Raw genomic sequence first — 16,616 nt, forward strand, 5'->3', positions numbered from 1 at the left:
TTTTGAATGTGTTGTATTATCCTTCCTCCCAATATTTATTAGCAATAGATAACAAGAATTTTTTTAATTGTTCATCAGTTGTTGTGCTAGCAATAGTTAACAATTTGTCACGACAGTTATTAGAGAGGATAGGTCCAGGAATTTTTTTTGTGTTAGTGTTATATTTAATTCTTACTTTAATTTTTATATCTTGTATTTGCCATTCATGAATAATCTTTAGGATTTCATCCTTTTTCATTTTTAGATAATTATTAACTAGCCCGCTGTCTGCGTAAATGCTAAGTTGATTATTATTAATACCAACTACATTAAAATGATTCTGAAAATGAGCTGGCAACAAGGGTTGGATTTTAGCCTTAATTTGATTGAATATTTTTTGTTTCTGAATGAGTTGGTGAATAATTTGATTATTGTCAGCAAAATTTATTTGTTTCATGATGATGAGGTATCTTCCACAAAAGAAATTTTTGCTAATTGTGTGGATACAAAGTGTTTTAAAGTTTCTATATTCATCGTTAATGCTTCTTGATAAGCTTCTTTTAGGGCGTAAGAAAAACCAAAATCATCTGTTCCCCCGTGACTTTTCACTACAATTCCATTCAACCCTAGTATGTTAGCACCATTAAAATATCTTGGATCCAACTCTTTTTTAATTCTATTAAATATGGGTATCGAAGCTAGTGCAGCTAATTTGGAAAAAAGGTTCTTGTTGAATTCATTTTTGAGTACTGCAGTAACAAAATGCATAGAACCTTCCATTGTTTTTAGCATAATATTTCCTACAAAGGCGTCACATATGATGATATCTGTTTTACCTGTAAATAAATCATTACCTTCCACATTGCCAATAAAATTTAATTCGGTTCTGGAGAGTAATTCAAAAGTTTTTTTAGTCACTTCATTCCCCTTATTTCCTTCACTACCGATATTCATTAGACCGATTCTAGGGTTTATATTTTTGGGGATCATTGCTTTGTAAAGTTCAGAACCAAGTAGGGCGAACTGTAGTAGATATTCAGGAGTACAATCTATGTTAGCACCTAAATCAAGAGCAAGTACTTTTTGATCCTGAAATCCTGGCAGAAACTTGGCAATGGCTGGGCGACTGATACCTGGTAGCGTTTTCAATACATATTTTGATATAGCAATCAAAGCACCTGTATTGCCTGCAGATACAGCAGCATTTGCTTTTTGTGATTTTACTAGGTTGATTGCAACTCTCATAGAAGAGTCTTTTTTGTTTTTTAATGCAGACTGAGGGCTGTCATCCATTTGTACAACTTCAGATGCGTGTTGAATGCAGATTTTATCTTTAGGTAACCGGTACTGATTAATTTTTTGCTTAATTTTAGTTTCATCCCCTACCAAAATAAGATGAACATCAGAAACTTGTTCCAAAAACAATCTACAGCCTGGTAGTGTTACCTCTAAACCGGCATCACCACCCATCGCATCTACTGATAATGTAACCATATAAACTCAATCTTATTAATCATAAAAAAATAAAACAAAAACAACCATAACCTAGAATTTAGGGCTGTTTATTTTCATTATAGCGAATAGTTTTTATCTCTACAATTAAAATAGAAAGCGATCTTGATTAGCATTTATTTTTTTACTACTTTTTTACCTTTATACATTCCATTAGGTGAAATGTGATGTGGTAGATGTACTTCTCCAGTATTGCTATCAACGCTCAAATGAATTGTTTTTAATGAGTCATGAGAGCGATGCATTCCTCTACGAGAAGGGGATTTTTTATTTTGTTGAACAGCCATTTAAAACTCCTTACGAAATTTGATTTTTTGGTTAATTTTTTAATACCCTAAAAGGGTTAGGTTTATCCTTATTTATTTCTGCAAGACATTCATTTTCACAATCTTCATGTTGGGGTGAAAAGGGTATTGTCAGAATAACTTGATCCTCAATTAAATGCAGAAGATCAATTGCATTGTTGTCACTAACAATGCCTTCTATATTGAAATCATCATTTAACGCTTTTGTTAAATCTTCTTCATTGTTGAAAATGATTAAATCAACTTTTTCATCCACGTGAAAACTAAAAGGCTTTAAGCATATTTGACAAATCAGTTTTATATCACCTCGTACTTCTAACCTGAGCCTAGGTCGCATTAGTTCATCTATTGTCCCTTTGACTTTGCCGTAAACATTTTCTTCAAGAGATGCTAAAAATTCACTAGACGATACTCGTTTACCCAAATCCGAAATTTTACAGCTAAAAATTAAATCTTTTTTATTACGAGTAAAATCATCAACCTCATCAATAACCCAGTTAGTTTTCATTTTATTTGTAATTGTAAATTTTTTATAATATTATACATTAACTATTTATGTCAATATCCAGCGATATGCTTTTTGATACAATGAAAAATAACATGCTACTAATATTAGCTTCGACTTCAAAGTTTAAGAAGAGGCAATTAGAACAACTAGAAGTTGACTTTAAAGTGGAGGACTCTAGAGTAGATGAGGTTATTTTACCGAATGAGACGCCAGATAACCTTTCTCAAAGATTATCAATTGAAAAAGCTCAAGCTCTAAAATTTAAATATCCTAATGCATTGATTATAGGGTCAGATCAAGTTGTTGCTTGTGAAAATAAAGTGTTGGGTAAACCTTTAACTGAACAAAGGGCAATATTTAACCTTAATTTTATGGGTGATAAATGTATTGATATTTATTCTGGTATTTGTGTTTTGAATACAGAGAAGAGCAATCAACATGTTCATGTTGAAAAAACAAGCGTTAAAATAAGGCCGTTACCTTTAGATTTGATTAAAAGGTATTTAAGGAGAGAACCTGATGCTTTGTATTGTGCTGGTGGGATCAAAAGTGAGGGGCTAGGTATGATACTTATTGAAAATATGTATACGAGAGATCCTAATGCAGTTATAGGGTTGCCCATGTATTTTTTAGTGGATGCTTTACTCAAAGAAGGCTTTCGTATAATATGACCTGATGGAAGATCATATACTTTACTTGATTCCAAGTCCCTTATCTGATAATTGTCGGCTGTGTCTTTTGCCAGAAGATATTGAGTTAGTCAAAAGATTAGATTATTTTGTGGTGGAAAATGCTAAGACTGCTCGTAAACATCTCAAAATTTTAGGTATGGAAAAATCATTGAGAGATTTGGAGATGATGGTTTTAGATAAGAACACAATATTAGATAAAATTACTTTTGCTAATTTCTTGCATCAGGGTGGGAGAATTGGGATGATGAGTGAGGCTGGTTGCCCAGCAATAGCTGATCCGGGCGCCTGGTTGGTGAGATTAGCACATGAAATGAATTTTCAAGTTGTCCCACTAGTTGGCCCTAGTAGTATTTTATTGGCATTGATGGGGTCTGGTGCCAATGGGCAGCGATTTGTTTTTAGAGGTTATTTACCCATAGATCACCATGAAAGAGAGTTATCTATCAAGGAAATGCTTCATCGGATAAAAGATTTTAACGAAACCCAATTATTTATTGAAACACCTTATCGAAATCAGTCATTATTTGAGTTTCTTATTGAGCATTTACCTGATAATGTAATGATGACTCTAGCAATCAATTTAACAGATTATGAATTAGAAAATATACAGAGTAGATCGATTCAAGATTGGAAAAAAGTCAAATTGTTCCCTAATATAAGTAGACAACCTTGTGTATTTGTTTTGGGTTAAGCTGTGTGTTGAAAATTTCGAATATAGAAATAGAATAGCTTTTTATCATTAGCGATGTGCAGAGATGGAAATTATCAAATTGATTCATTAGTTCGGCTAATACATCTAAAATTACTCTTTAATTCTTAAGACTTAATTTTTACAATTTATACCTATGTTTTTAAAGAAATTTTAAGTTTATTTTTTAAATTTTTGCACAAAGAAAATAAAAATAGCTTAGAATAGGTTCGAATAGTTTTAAAATAATTTAAACGAAGGATAGAGATGGTTTTGAAAATTGCAATTAATGGTTATGGACGTATAGGAAGACAAGTTTTAAGGGCAATTTATGAATATAATTTGAGAGATCAGTTTGAAATTGTTGCTGTTAATGCATTAGGTGATACAAAAACAAATGCTCATTTGACACGATATGACACGACACATGGTTTTTTTACTCAAGATATTGATTATGATGATGGGCACTTATATATTAAGGGTGACAAAATTCCTTTTTATGCAACACGTGATCCTGCGGAGCTTCCTTGGAGAGATTTGGAAGTTGATCTGGTTATGGAGTGTACTGGTGCATTTACTAGTAAAGACAGATGTCGAGCTCATTTAGATTCAGGTGCAAAAAAGGTATTAATTTCAGCACCTGGAGGAGCAGATGTTGATGCAACTGTTGTTTATGGCGTTAATCATCAGGTTTTACAATCAGACATGTTGGTTGTTTCCAATGCATCTTGTACTACTAATTGCTTGGCTCCAGTTGCTAAACCGTTGCATGAAAGTTTAGGAATTGTCAAAGGGTTGATGACAACTATTCATGCTTTTACTAATGATCAAGTTTTATTAGATGTGAAACATAAAGATTTACGTCGAGCCAGAAGTGCTGTGACTAATTTGATTCCAACAAAAACAGGTGCAGCCAAAGCGCTTGGATTAGTCTTACCAGAATTACAAGGGAGACTGGATGGTTTTTCTGTTCGTGTCCCAACCATGAACGTTTCATTGGTTGATTTATCTTTTCAGGCAGCTAGGGATACTAGTATTGAAGAAGTTAATAAAATTTTAAAGCAGGCATCCGAAAATGAATTGAAAGGAGTGCTAGGATATAATGCCTTATCTCTTGTTTCAAGTGACTTTAATCATACAACTACTGCTTCTATTTTTGATGAGACGTTAACTAAAGTTTCAAATGGAGACTTTGTTAAAGTATTGGCTTGGTATGATAATGAGTGGGGGTTTAGTTGTCAGATGTTAAATACGGCAAGAGCTATGTTTGATATGCCAGTGACTTTATTTAATTGACCAGACAATAGATGAATTGACGATATATGAAAGCTTTACTAGACTTTTTAGTTTTAATTTTATTTTTTGGAATCTACTACATTACAAAAGATATTTTTATGGCTACTGCTGTAGCCATTGTTGGTGGTGTTGTTCAGGTTATTATCTGTTGGATAAAATACAAGAAATTACATGGGATGCAAATGCTCAATTTGCTAATCATTTTGGTTTTTGGCGGGTTGACATTGATTTTACATGATGAGAACTGGATTAAATGGAAGCCAACTGTTTTATATTGGACTTTTGCAACTGTTTTATGTGGAGGATTGTTAGTAAAAAGAAACTTTTTACAGAGACTTTTTGGTCAAGAAATACAGTTACCTACTTTGATTTGGAATCGATTAACCTCTGCTTGGATATTATTTTTTATTTTTTTGGGGATATTAAACTTATGGGTTGCTTTTACTTTTGATATAGATCAATGGGTTACATTTAAAGTATTTGGAGCCACAGGATTGATTGTAATGTTTATAATATTACAGGGCATATACTTATATCAATATTTCCCCAAAGATGAAGTAAATGGGCGAAAATAATTATGACAGAACAGGATGTTAGAGAAATATTATCTGATATTGATCTATTTTATTGGGAACTAATTGACAACTCCTTGTATCATAGGGGGCATACGGGAAACGTGAATAATGGTGCTCATTATCAATTAATTTTGGTGTCAGATGATTTTCAAAATTTAGATAAGGTACAAAGACATCGTTTGATATATCAAAAGTTTGCCAGTGCACTAAAAACACAGATTCATGCTCTTGGTTTAAAATTAATGACAATAAAAGAGTGGCGTGACTATCATAATTAAAATAAAGTTAGGAGAAGCTTGAACTATGGGAAATACGATGGATAAAAAGTGGTTAGTTCTTACGTTAGTAGCATGTGCCAGTGTCGGATTTACTAAGACTGTTGCAACAGTTGGCGGTACTAATATTGATAGTTCAGAAGTAGATGTTGAAGTTAAGTTGATTATGAAAAATTCTGGTGGGAAAATTAAGGATAATAAAGCACTAAGAGATGACGTATTACAAAAATTAATTTCTAGAGAAATCATTATCAAAGAGAGTGCAAGGCTGAAATTGGATCAAAGTAAGGCATACATTGATGCAGTAAAGGAGGTAGAAGCACAAGCCAAGAGAAAAGGTATTACTAATAGTGCTAAATATGAGAAAGATTTTGAATCGTACAAAAAGGTTTTACTTGCTGATATTTATGCTTCAGATTTCATGAAAAAGAATCAAGTAACAGATAAAGAAGTCAAAGCTAATTATGATAAAATGGCAGATTTTTATAAAGGAAGTCAAGAAGTAAAAATAGGGGAGATTTTAACTAAGGATTTATCTACTGCTCAAAAAGCCATATCTGAGTTAAGTAGGGGCGTCTCTTTTTCAACTGTTGCCAAGCAATATAATACTATTGACTCTAATATGAAGCACAAAGATTATTATATTAATCTGAAAGATATGCAAGCAGCATTGCCAGATTACTATATGGTTGTTTACAATCTAAAAAAAGGTGAATTTACTAAAAAACCTTTGAAAAGCGGTAGTAACTATTTAGTAGTTGGTGTTATTGATAAGAGGACAGCAACAATGCCTGGTTTTAATAGTGTTAAGGATTCGATTAAGACCCTTATGGTTCAAAGTAAGCTTCAAAAAGAATCTGAGCGGTTGAATAAATTTTATAAAGTAAAGATCTACTAAGGTGACCAACAAGAGAGAGCGACTGATGTTTATCAGTCGCTCTCTTTTTATATGATGGATTCTAGATTGGGGGAAAAGACAATCAGTGAATACTTTAGGCTATGTAGAAACAAGTATGAATGATAACTCGCTTTTAGAAACATCAATGAAGACATGGGTTTAAAAAAATAGGGAGAAGGTTATCTTTCTCCTTAAAATGATTTATTGCTCTTAATCTTATGTAGACATATCGAAATATTTTATTGGGTATTTGTTTTGTTGATAGTGCTTATACAGCTCACGAGCAATGTTTAGTTCCATTTCATTAACTCCAAAAAGGAAAATAATTTTTTCAAAAAAATGACTATTATTTATTGATAAGGTTAAATCAACTAGAATATGAGCGTCATTACTGTCATGAGTTCGATCTAAGGATGAAGTGATTAATATAGGAGTATCAAATGGTTGCTGGTAATCTCCAGCTAAAATTTCATTAGCTAAAAAACTATCAGGAAAGATGGACCAAAGTTCATGAGATAACTCTTCTTGTAATTCGAGGTTGTCTTCAGTAAGAATAATAACCCGATGGTCAGTTGTTTCCAAAATTTTTTGTAACAACTGACAAAGGGTAACTAGTTTATTTTTAGTTTTAATATAAAAATAAATTTCGGGGATCATCAAATTGTATGTTTTAAAAAGTTTATTAATAGGTTGATTGGTCTACCTGTTGCCCCTTTCTGAGGAGCTGTTTTCCAAGCAGTACCAGCAATATCGATATGTGCCCAGGAATATTTTGCATCAATGAAACGAGATAAAAAAGCTGCGGCAGTAATCGTGCCAGCATAACCACTAGCTCCAATATTGGCTAAGTCCGCAAAATTACTTTTTAATTCTTGTTGGTGTTCTTCCCATAAAGGTAATTGCCAGGTTTTATCTCCGGTATTTTGGGCAGCAACTAATAAATTGTCTATCAAGGTTTGATCGCTACCCATTATACCATTTGTATTTTGACCTAAGGCAACCAGGCAGGCACCTGTTAACGTTGCCACATCAATGACAGCCTGAGGTTTAAATTTTTCTGCATAGGTTAGAGCGTCACATAAGATTAGGCGACCTTCTGCATCAGTATTCAAAATTTCAATAGATAACCCTTTTAGGCTTTGTACGATATCTCCAGGTTTCATAGCCCTATCTGAGGGCAGGTTCTCACAAGTTGGAACTAAGGCAACCAGATTAACAGGTAGTTTTAATTCGATTGCAGCAAAGAATGTTAATAGTACACTCGCAGCACCACACATGTCATATTTCATTTCATCCATATTTTTTGAAGGTTTTAAGGAAATACCACCACTATCAAAGGTGATACCCTTCCCAACTAGCACAATAGGGTTAGTGCCATTTTCATCCTTTCCATGGTACTCTAATTCAATAAAATAGGGTTCTTCTATGCTTCCTTTAGCAACTGATAGGAATGAGTGCATGCCTAACTGCTTGATGCTTTCTTTATTATGAATTCGACATGTAACATTTAGATCTTGAGCCTTTTTTTTAGCAAAGTTGGCTAGATATGAGGGGGTACAAATATTGCTTGGTAAATTACCTAAGTCCTTTGCTAGGGCTATATTATTATTGACAATGATGGCATCAGATAAAGTTTTTCTGTAAATATCTTCATTCTCAACCACAAAAAATATTTCTTTTTCTGTGTTTGGATCTTCACTTTTTTGTTTTAATGATTTAAATTCATAACTAAAATCGGAGTAGGTTCGAATAATAAAGTCGATACTATTCTGGATGATTTTTTGACTTAATCCTAAAAAATGTATAAAAACAAATGAATTATCTTGACCTTTTATCCATTCAAAGCAAGGTTTAAATACATTTTCGGAGTCAAAACTTTTTTGGTAGTTGTCCAGCATTAAGAATGCTAAATGACAATGATTATTGTATGTGTTAAAAAAATAATCCGGGGCATCATTTTTTTTTTGCAACAATGGTTCGAAATCAGCTAAATTGAACGGTTCAAGTGATCTTGGTTTAACTGGAGATTGTATAAAGAATAAATGACCACAGGAAGAATTATTGGGGATCTTATGGATGTTGGTTAGGTTAAATTTCATAATCTATCTTCTCTAAAATATTTAAATGATTCGGATAATGAACAATGATAACATAAATCCAGTATAATATTATTTTAAAAAGTATTTAAAACGATGATTTATCAAAGACAGGTGATCAAAGAATTAAGTATTAATTCTGTTGGTATATTTTCTATTTTGCTTATTATTTTACTCTTTATCCAGTTCGTTAATTTATTGGGTCAAGTGGCAAGAGGGTTGATAAGTGTTGATTTATTTGCCACTGTTATGAGTGTATCTACCATTGCATTATTACCTTTGCTGTTGTGTGTTACTTGTTATATTAGTGTTTTAAATGTATTGACAGGATATTGGCACAATAGTGAAATGATAGTTTGGCTATCAAGTGGGGTTTCTTTAAAGAAATGGATTATTCCTATTTCTTTATTTAGTTTACCTTTTGTGTTAGTTCTACTATTCTTGACCTTGTATCTAGTACCTTTTATCAATGACAAAAGTTTTCAGTATTCCGAATATCTTAGGAAGCAGCCTAGTCTAGATTTCATAGAACAGGGGGTTTTTATGCCAGTACCCAACGGGGTCATTTTTGTAGAAGAATTTGATCCTAAGACTAATGATTTTCAGTCATTTTTTAGTCATATAGCAGATCCTAATTCTGGGAAATTTGAGATTACATTAGCGAAAAGGGGCTCTATTGATTTGGATAGTGGTGATGTTAAAATTACTTTACGTGATGCAAATCGTTATTTAGGGTATCCAAACCGTGTAGATTTTAGTATCTTTACTGTGCCTAAGGTAGAGTACTTTATGCAATCAAACGAATCAGAGGTAAAAGATATTGATTTGTTGACACATAAGGATTGGTTGCCTAGTAAGATGCTTTTGAGTAGTAAAGACCCTATATTAGAAAGTACGCTGATGTGGCGTTTATCAATCCCAATCATGGCTATTATATTGGCTTTATTTGCCATTCCTCTTGCTTATAACAATCCAAGAGTCAATAGAAATTACAATATTATTATTGCCGTTGTCGTATTTTTTATATATCAAAATGCCTTAATTTTAATGAGAAATTTGATTGCTAAAGAAATCATTGGGTTCTGGCCTGGATTATTTACTGTTCATAGTATTATGTTGTTTGTCACCTGGATCTTTCTTCAATATAGACTGGCACCTAAGGCTGGATTTCTTAGTTTTTTAAGAACATTTTTTAGAAAAGAGGTTGTTTAAGTGAATAAGCTTTCTAGATATCTTTTTTCTAATTTATTTCAAGCTGTTTTGTCTTCTTTATTGGTTTTGGTTGTTTTATATGGGTTATTTGATACTTTGTTTAAAGGTGGAGATTTTATTAAAGAATCAAAATATTTTTTCATGACCTTACAGTACATGTTTATTCGAATACCTGTTTATGTTTATCAAATAGCACCTATTGCAGTTTTGATTGGGGCGATTATTGCACTAACTAGATTGGTTAGGAATAATGAATATGTAGTGATACTCACTAGTGGGGTTTCTCTTTTCAAAGTTGTTCGGATTTTATTAGGGTTTTCAGTGATAGCTGGTATGTTATTGGCATTATTGGGGGAGTATTTGGTGCCCCCTTCTGAGGAGATAACAGACCATATCATAGCAAGATCTAAAGTCGCAAACGTCAATATGCTTGGTAAATATAATGTGTGGTTAAAGTTAGATAACGAGATAATTGAATTATGGGAGGTATTACCTGACTATACGTTTAAAAATATTTTACGTTACCAACTAATCGATAACAAAAAATTAGGCTATATTAAATTTTCTAAAATGGGGGAATATGAAGGTTCCAATACATGGAGATTAAAAGATGTTTCCACAGTCACTTTTCAAGATCGAGAGATTAGTAGCACTATTTCTAATGATGAGATTTGGAAGCCTAATTTTAATTTGGACTTATTAAATATATTGGTCAACAAGCCGAAAAATATGTCTGTACAAAATCTTCAGCAATATATAAATTATCTTAATAAAAACCATCAGAAAACAATTGATTATGAAGTGGAAATGTGGAAAAAAATTTTTTACCCTTCTTCTCTGTTAGTTATGGTTCTCATAGCTCTGATTTTTACCCCTATTATGGGGCGTCATAGAAATGTTGGATTAAAAATTATATTGAGTCTATTAGTGGGATTTATTTACTTTTTTAGTATAAGATTTTTAGGTTTTTTTACTCAAATTAGCAATATTAATCCTATTTGGTTTGCAGCCTTGCCAACTCTTATATTTGTGGGAGTTCTAATTACCGTTTTATATTGCCAGGATAGGGGATACATGACTAGAACATGATATAAAGAGATGATTGAAGTGTTAGTGGTACAACCATTTTTTTTAATACAGCTGTAGGAATGATATTTTTAATGATTTGTCAGATGAAGTGAAGTGGCCAAATGCTGATTGGCTTGTTTGACATGAATACATGTTCTTGATGTGAGAAAATAATTTATAGGTTAAAAATAGAGAAGAGTTTAAAAAAGGACATTTGTAGAATTGGTAGGTAATTAATAAGGTATCAGGTTTAACTATTTTCCAGGTATTTTTTATTTGACTGTCATGAGGAACACTCGTATTGGATGAAGGAGAGATTGTATTCAGCTAAGACAATGATTACTCTTTGATAATCTTCGGGTACTAGTGGTTTTCATTTGTCCAATAGATCAAGCACATTGGGAATATTCTTATTTAAGAATTAAGAGCAAAGGATATATGTATTGGTGTCTGTACAAGGATGAGTACATAAGAATGGCAAGTAATCGTTTATTGTACTGTTAGTCTTCTTTTGACTGTTAAAAATGTCTTTTCTTAATTTATTCTCTATAGATAGAGAGAATTTTGGATTGCTAATGATTTTGTTTGACTGTTCTTAGCTTTTTCCAGAATTTTCTTTGAGTTTTACTACTTGATTTTTGATAGTATCTTTTATATCACTAACCTTGTCTTTAATTGTTCTCTAATTGAATTATCTTTTTTTTTAGAGTATGAGTGTCCAGCTAATTTAGTAAACAGATATAGTGATTTTAATGAATAATTTAATCCTATTTTGTTAATGAGTTATAGTAGTAGCCTAGAATTGATAAGGGTTGTTAACTTAGAGAAAAATTTAGAGTACAATCAAGCATTATGAGTTATTTTCAGTGTGTTATCTATGGACTACTTTCCGAAATCAGATAAGTTACAAGATGTTTGCTATGAAATAAGAGGGCCTGTACACAAAGAGGCGTGTCGTTTAGAGGAAGAAGGTAATAAAATTCTGAAACTAAATATAGGAAATCCCGCACCTTTCGGATTCGATGCACCTGAAGAGATATTGATGGATATTATTAACAATTTATCACAATCTCAGGGTTATTGTGATTCTAAAGGATTGTACTCGGCTAGAAAGGCAGTAGTGCAGTATTATCAAAACAAAGGCCTTCATTCTATTGATATTAATGATGTTTATATTGGAAATGGTGTTTCCGAACTAATTATGATGTGTATGCAAGGCTTGCTTAATAGTGGGGATGAGGTATTAATTCCTAGGCCTGATTATCCATTGTGGACTGCAGCAGTTAATTTGGCTGGGGGGAAGGCTGTATACTATTTATGTGATGAGGAAGCTAACTGGTATCCTGATATTGCAGATATAAAAAGTAAGATTACATCTAATACTAAAGCAATCGTTATTATTAATCCAAACAATCCAACGGGTGCTGTATATAGTAAAGAGGTGCTGTTAGAAGTTGTAGAAGTGGCGAGGAAGAGTGGTATTATTATTTTTTCAGATGAAATTTATGAAAAAATTATTTACGATGGTGTGATTCATTATCATATAGCTGCTTTAGCACCTGACTTATTGACGATAACTATGAATGGGCTATCTAAAGCATATAGATTGGCTGGTTTTAGACAGGGATGGATGGTTATTAATGGCCCCAAAAATCATGCTAGAGGTTATATCGAGGGCTTAGACACACTTTCCTCTATGCGTTTGTGTGCGAATGTTCCTATGCAAGTAGGTATTCAGACAGCACTTGGGGGTTATCAAAGTATTGATGAATTTGTGTTACCAGGTGGGAGATTATTGGAGCAAAGAAATATTGTCTATAATTTATTGAATGAAATACCGGGAATCAGTTGTGTGAAACAAATGGGTGCATTGTACTGTTTTCCTAAAATAGATATTAAAAAATTTAATATTACTGATGACGCAAAATTTGTATTAGATTTTTTACAACAGGAAAAAGTTTTAGTCGTACACGGGCGTGGATTTAATTGGGATAAACCGGATCATTTTAGGATAGTTACTTTGCCGTATGCATACCAGCTAGAGATAGCAATGAAAAAATTGGAACGATTTTTATCAGGTTACTCACAAAGTTAGCAAAATTATATTGATTTTAATAGAGAGATAAGTGATAATACGTGGCTTATTTATTTTTTAAGTTGTTGGAGATAGGAATGAAGGACGGGATTCATCCAGAGAATTATAGAGAAGTTCTGTTTTTTGATAGTGGTGCTAATAAAGGTTGGGTCATTCCATCTTGTACCCCTACTAATCAGACAATGAAATGGGAAGATGGTCATGAATATCCAGTTTTTATGTTGGATACTTCGGCAGCTTCCCACCCTGTTTATACGGGTAAGCAGCGAGAATACAACAATGAAGGTCGTGCTAGTAAATTTAATCAACGCTATCAGTCTATGATGGGATCTTTGAGAAAGAAAGGTAGTTAAATGCAAATAGTTTCATCTTTAAAATCAGCTAAGACACGTCATCGTGATTGTCAGGTTGTACGCCGTCGTGGAAAGGTTTACGTGATTTGTAAGAGTAATCCTAAATTTAAAGCAAGACAAAGATAATCACCTAAAAAGATAATCAACTTGATTGTAGTGAAAACGTTCTTGCAGTTTGTTTTTATTCAATGAAAGAAGGGAAATAAGTTATGCTTAATAAGCAAGGGAATGATTTTCAGCTTAGGAATTTTTTTTCATTTAATAAATTTATTACTCCTTCTGTTATAACTTTCATGTTTAATATTGGGGTGCTGGTTATCATACTTATGGGTATTTCGATGATTTATGAGGATCTCATGCGCAGTGATGGTTTTTTTGGGGTTTTGTCATCCTTGTGGGGGGGTACTTGGAGATTGGTGTTAAGTCTTTTATTTGTTAGGATAGCAACCGAATTTGTTATGGTTGTTTTTGATATTCGTCAAAACTTGCGGGAAATCAATAATAAAACCAATTATAATAAAACTAATTAATTAAGGAACAAATTGATAATATAGAAAATAGTGTGAATCTTATTCACACTATTTTTTTGTCACTGTAAGGGGTCACTTTTTCTTTTGAGGTGCGATCATCATAACCATTTGTCGACCTTCAAGTTTAGGATATTGTTCGACTGTAATTTCATTTTGTAAGTCATCTTTTACCCTATCCAGTAATTGTAAACCTAGTTGTTGGTGAGCCATTTCACGACCTCTAAAGCGGAGTGTTACTTTTACTTTATTGCCATCATTAATGAATCTTCTAATATTTCTTAATTTAACAATGTAATCACCTTCATCAGTACTAGGTCTAAATTTAATTTCTTTAATTTGAATTTGCTTTTGCTTTTTCTTGGCCTCATCCATTTTTTTAGCTTGTTCATATTTGAATTTACCAAAATCTATAATCCTACATACAGGTGGTTTAGCCGTTGGAGATATTTCAACCAGATCTAAACCTGCGTCATATGCAGTATTGAGCGCACTTGAGATGGGCACAATGCCTACTTGTTGTCCATTTTGATCAATTAAACGTACATTTGTTACTGTTATCTCATCGTTAATACGAGTTTTCTTTTCTTGAGCGATGATAAAATCTCCTATAATAGTTAGTTAAAATTTTTAATTTCAGTTTGTAATCTTATAATAAAATCATCTGATTTCATGGTGCCTAATTCTTTTGATTTATGGCGTACTGAAATTGTATCACTTTCTTTTTCTCTATCTCCTATAATGACGATATATGGGATTTTTTGCAAATGTTGTTCGCGTATTTTAAACCCTATTTTCTCATTTCGGATATCTAAGGTGGTTCTAATGCCAATATTTTGTAATTTTTCATTAAGTTTATAGCAGTAGTCAGATTGATTTTCAGTAATGTTAAGGATTGCAACTTGTACAGGAGATAGCCATAGGGGGAATTGTCCTGCATAATGCTCTATTAATATGGCAATAAATCTTTCGAATGAACCGATAATTGCCCTGTGTAACATTATAGGATTGGCTTTTTCATTATGTTCAGTAACATATTCTGCACCTAATCGAGAGGGCAAGACGAAGTCTAACTGAATAGTACCACATTGCCAAGAGCGTCCAATGCTATCTTTAATATGATATTCTACCTTGGGGCCATAGAAAGCACCTTCCCCCTCAAGTTCTTCCCATTCTACATTGCAGGCTGTAAGTGCATTTCTTAGATCTTGTTCAGCTTTATCCCATACTTCATCAGAACCTGCCCTTTTTTCTGGCCTGAGGCTTAATTTGACTGCTATATCCTCAAAACCAAAAATTTTATAGATTTTCATTAAAAGTTGGTGAAAGTTAAATAATTCTGATTCAATCTGATTTTCGGTACAAAAAATGTGAGCATCATCTTGGATAAAGCCTCTTACCCTCATCAAGCCATGCAACGCACCAGAAGGTTCATTACGGTGGCAGCTTCCAAATTCGGCTATTCTTAGAGGGAGATCCCTATATGAGTGAATCTTGCGTTTGAAAATTTCTATATGAGCGGGGCAGTTCATAGGTTTAATGGCATATACTCTTTTTTCAGATTCTGTGATGAACATATTTTCTTGATAATTATCCCAATGTCCTGAGTGTTCCCATAGAGATCGACCCATAATGATAGGTGTTTTAACTTCTTGATAATTAGCCAGATTTAATTCTTTTCTTAGATATTGTTCTATTTCTTGCCAAATATTCCAACCTTTGGCATGCCAAAAAATCATACCTGGCGCTTCTTCCTGTAGGTGAAATAAATCTAGTTCTTTACCTAATTTTCTATGATCTCTCTTTTCTGCTTCTTGTAATTTGAATAAATAATCTTTAAGTTCTTCTTTAGTAATCCAAGCAGTTCCATAGATTCTTTGTAGCATTTCGTTATTACTGTCTCCTCGCCAGTAGGCACCAGCTACTTTCATCAATTTAAAGACTTTTAAAAAGCTAGTATTAGGAACATGAGGGCCTTTACATAAATCAATAAAATCTCCCATTTTATAAAGACTCAATACTTCATTTTCAGGGATACCTTGGATAATTTCAGCTTTATATTTTTCACCTTTGTTTAAGAAAAAATTGATAGCCTCATTTCGATTTATCGGTAAACGTTCTATTGGGTGTTTTTCCCTGTTTAATTCATGCATTTTTGCTTCAATATTTTTCAGATCTTCCGGTGTGAAAGGGCGCTTATAAGAGAAATCGTAATAAAAACCGTTTTCAATAACTGGTCCAATGGCTACCTGAGCATCAGGAAATAATGATTGAACTGCGTACGCTAGTAAATGAGCAGTGGAGTGTCGAATAATTTCTAATCCTTCCTCACTACTTACTGTGATGATCTTAACACTGGCATCCTTCTCGATTAAATAAGACGAATCCACTAATTGATGATCAACTTTCCCCGCGATGGTTGCTTTTGCCAGACCTGTTCCTATGGTTTCAGCTACAGTTTGTAATTGTAACAGGTGTGTCAAAACTTTTAATCGAGCCATCCGGCAAAGTGATTTGAGGCATATTAATCGTTCCAT

General features: G+C 32.9%; 19 protein-coding genes and 1 pseudogene. 12 read left to right on the plus strand and 8 right to left on the minus strand.

Features of this window, described 5'->3' with window-relative positions; genetic code table 11:
• Positions 1-16 precede the first annotated feature (16 nt).
• The 4 genes from GKC53_05195 to GKC53_05210 form a co-directional block, all read right to left on the minus strand.
• Positions 17-436: a DUF721 domain-containing protein gene (locus tag GKC53_05195; protein ID QRN41514.1), complete on the minus strand. Its 420-nt coding sequence runs from the start codon at positions 434-436 to the stop codon at positions 17-19.
• A complete protein-coding gene (gene plsX / locus GKC53_05200) occupies positions 433-1,473 on the minus strand; it encodes a phosphate acyltransferase PlsX (protein QRN41515.1) in 1,041 nt (346 codons plus the stop codon). Before plsX ends, GKC53_05195 begins: the two co-directional genes overlap by 4 nt.
• A gap of 134 nt (positions 1,474-1,607) precedes the next feature.
• Entirely contained in the window at positions 1,608-1,778 is a 171-nt protein-coding gene (rpmF, locus tag GKC53_05205; GenBank protein QRN41516.1) for a 50S ribosomal protein L32, read from the minus strand.
• 31 nt (positions 1,779-1,809) lie between these two features.
• Entirely contained in the window at positions 1,810-2,304 is a 495-nt protein-coding gene (locus GKC53_05210) for a DUF177 domain-containing protein (GenBank protein QRN41517.1), read from the minus strand.
• A gap of 47 nt (positions 2,305-2,351) precedes the next feature.
• On the opposite strand from GKC53_05210, the gene GKC53_05215 reads away from it, so the two are divergent.
• The 6 genes from GKC53_05215 (at position 2,352) to GKC53_05240 (ending at position 6,728) form a co-directional block, all read left to right on the plus strand.
• A complete protein-coding gene (locus GKC53_05215) occupies positions 2,352-2,975 on the plus strand; it encodes a septum formation inhibitor Maf (GenBank protein ID QRN41518.1) in 624 nt (207 codons plus the stop codon).
• Positions 2,976-2,979: 4 nt separating this feature from the next.
• Positions 2,980-3,687 carry a tetrapyrrole methylase gene (locus GKC53_05220; GenBank protein ID QRN41519.1) on the plus strand — a complete coding sequence of 236 codons (708 nt, stop codon included), beginning with the start codon at positions 2,980-2,982 and terminating at the stop codon, positions 3,685-3,687.
• A 264-nt stretch (positions 3,688-3,951) separates the two neighbouring features.
• A complete protein-coding gene (gene gap, locus GKC53_05225; protein ID QRN41520.1) occupies positions 3,952-4,980 on the plus strand; it encodes a type I glyceraldehyde-3-phosphate dehydrogenase in 1,029 nt (342 codons plus the stop codon).
• A gap of 26 nt (positions 4,981-5,006) precedes the next feature.
• A complete protein-coding gene (locus GKC53_05230) occupies positions 5,007-5,555 on the plus strand; it encodes a septation protein A (protein QRN41521.1) in 549 nt (182 codons plus the stop codon).
• A gap of 2 nt (positions 5,556-5,557) precedes the next feature.
• Positions 5,558-5,833, plus strand: a complete 276-nt coding sequence (locus GKC53_05235) for a BolA/IbaG family iron-sulfur metabolism protein (GenBank protein QRN41522.1) — start codon at positions 5,558-5,560, stop codon at positions 5,831-5,833.
• Positions 5,834-5,858: 25 nt separating this feature from the next.
• Positions 5,859-6,728: a hypothetical protein gene (locus GKC53_05240; protein ID QRN41523.1), complete on the plus strand. Its 870-nt coding sequence runs from the start codon at positions 5,859-5,861 to the stop codon at positions 6,726-6,728.
• A 216-nt stretch (positions 6,729-6,944) separates the two neighbouring features.
• Here GKC53_05240 and GKC53_05245 read toward each other — a convergent pair whose 3' ends face one another.
• Positions 6,945-7,385, minus strand: coding sequence for a hypothetical protein (locus GKC53_05245; GenBank protein QRN41524.1), 441 nt, complete (start codon positions 7,383-7,385; stop codon positions 6,945-6,947).
• The gene (locus GKC53_05250; GenBank protein QRN41843.1) at positions 7,385-8,626 is read right to left on the minus strand and encodes a leucyl aminopeptidase; all 1,242 of its coding nucleotides are present in this window, start codon (positions 8,624-8,626) and stop codon (positions 7,385-7,387) included. Before GKC53_05250 ends, GKC53_05245 begins: the two co-directional genes overlap by 1 nt.
• A 294-nt stretch (positions 8,627-8,920) precedes the next feature.
• Here GKC53_05250 and lptF point away from each other — a divergent pair, with 294 nt between their 5' ends.
• The 6 genes from lptF to GKC53_05280 all read left to right on the plus strand — a co-directional run bounded on the left by lptF (position 8,921) and on the right by GKC53_05280 (position 14,082).
• Positions 8,921-10,036: an LPS export ABC transporter permease LptF gene (lptF, locus tag GKC53_05255; GenBank protein QRN41525.1), complete on the plus strand. Its 1,116-nt coding sequence runs from the start codon at positions 8,921-8,923 to the stop codon at positions 10,034-10,036.
• Positions 10,037-11,125, plus strand: a complete 1,089-nt coding sequence (gene lptG, locus GKC53_05260) for an LPS export ABC transporter permease LptG (protein QRN41526.1) — start codon at positions 10,037-10,039, stop codon at positions 11,123-11,125.
• A gap of 856 nt (positions 11,126-11,981) precedes the next feature.
• Positions 11,982-13,199 (plus strand): aminotransferase class I/II-fold pyridoxal phosphate-dependent enzyme, encoded by a 1,218-nt coding sequence (locus GKC53_05265; GenBank protein QRN41527.1) that lies wholly within the window; start codon positions 11,982-11,984, stop codon positions 13,197-13,199.
• A gap of 77 nt (positions 13,200-13,276) precedes the next feature.
• Positions 13,277-13,552: a type B 50S ribosomal protein L31 gene (locus tag GKC53_05270; protein QRN41528.1), complete on the plus strand. Its 276-nt coding sequence runs from the start codon at positions 13,277-13,279 to the stop codon at positions 13,550-13,552.
• Positions 13,553-13,678, plus strand: a complete 126-nt coding sequence (gene rpmJ / locus GKC53_05275; GenBank protein ID QRN41529.1) for a 50S ribosomal protein L36 — start codon at positions 13,553-13,555, stop codon at positions 13,676-13,678.
• A gap of 83 nt (positions 13,679-13,761) precedes the next feature.
• Positions 13,762-14,082, plus strand: a complete 321-nt coding sequence (locus GKC53_05280) for a DUF4282 domain-containing protein (protein ID QRN41530.1) — start codon at positions 13,762-13,764, stop codon at positions 14,080-14,082.
• A gap of 72 nt (positions 14,083-14,154) precedes the next feature.
• Here the strand turns inward: GKC53_05280 and infC are convergent, their stop codons facing one another.
• On the minus strand, positions 14,155-14,679 hold the full coding sequence (infC, locus tag GKC53_05285; protein QRN41531.1) for a translation initiation factor IF-3: 525 nt from the start codon (positions 14,677-14,679) through the stop codon (positions 14,155-14,157).
• Between the two features lie 17 nt (positions 14,680-14,696).
• A pseudogene (thrS, locus tag GKC53_05290) lies at positions 14,697-16,602 on the minus strand (threonine--tRNA ligase).
• Positions 16,603-16,616: the final 14 nt, after the last annotated feature.

Source organism: Neisseriaceae bacterium (genome assembly GCA_016864895.1).
GTDB lineage: Bacteria > Pseudomonadota > Gammaproteobacteria > Burkholderiales > Neisseriaceae > QFNR01.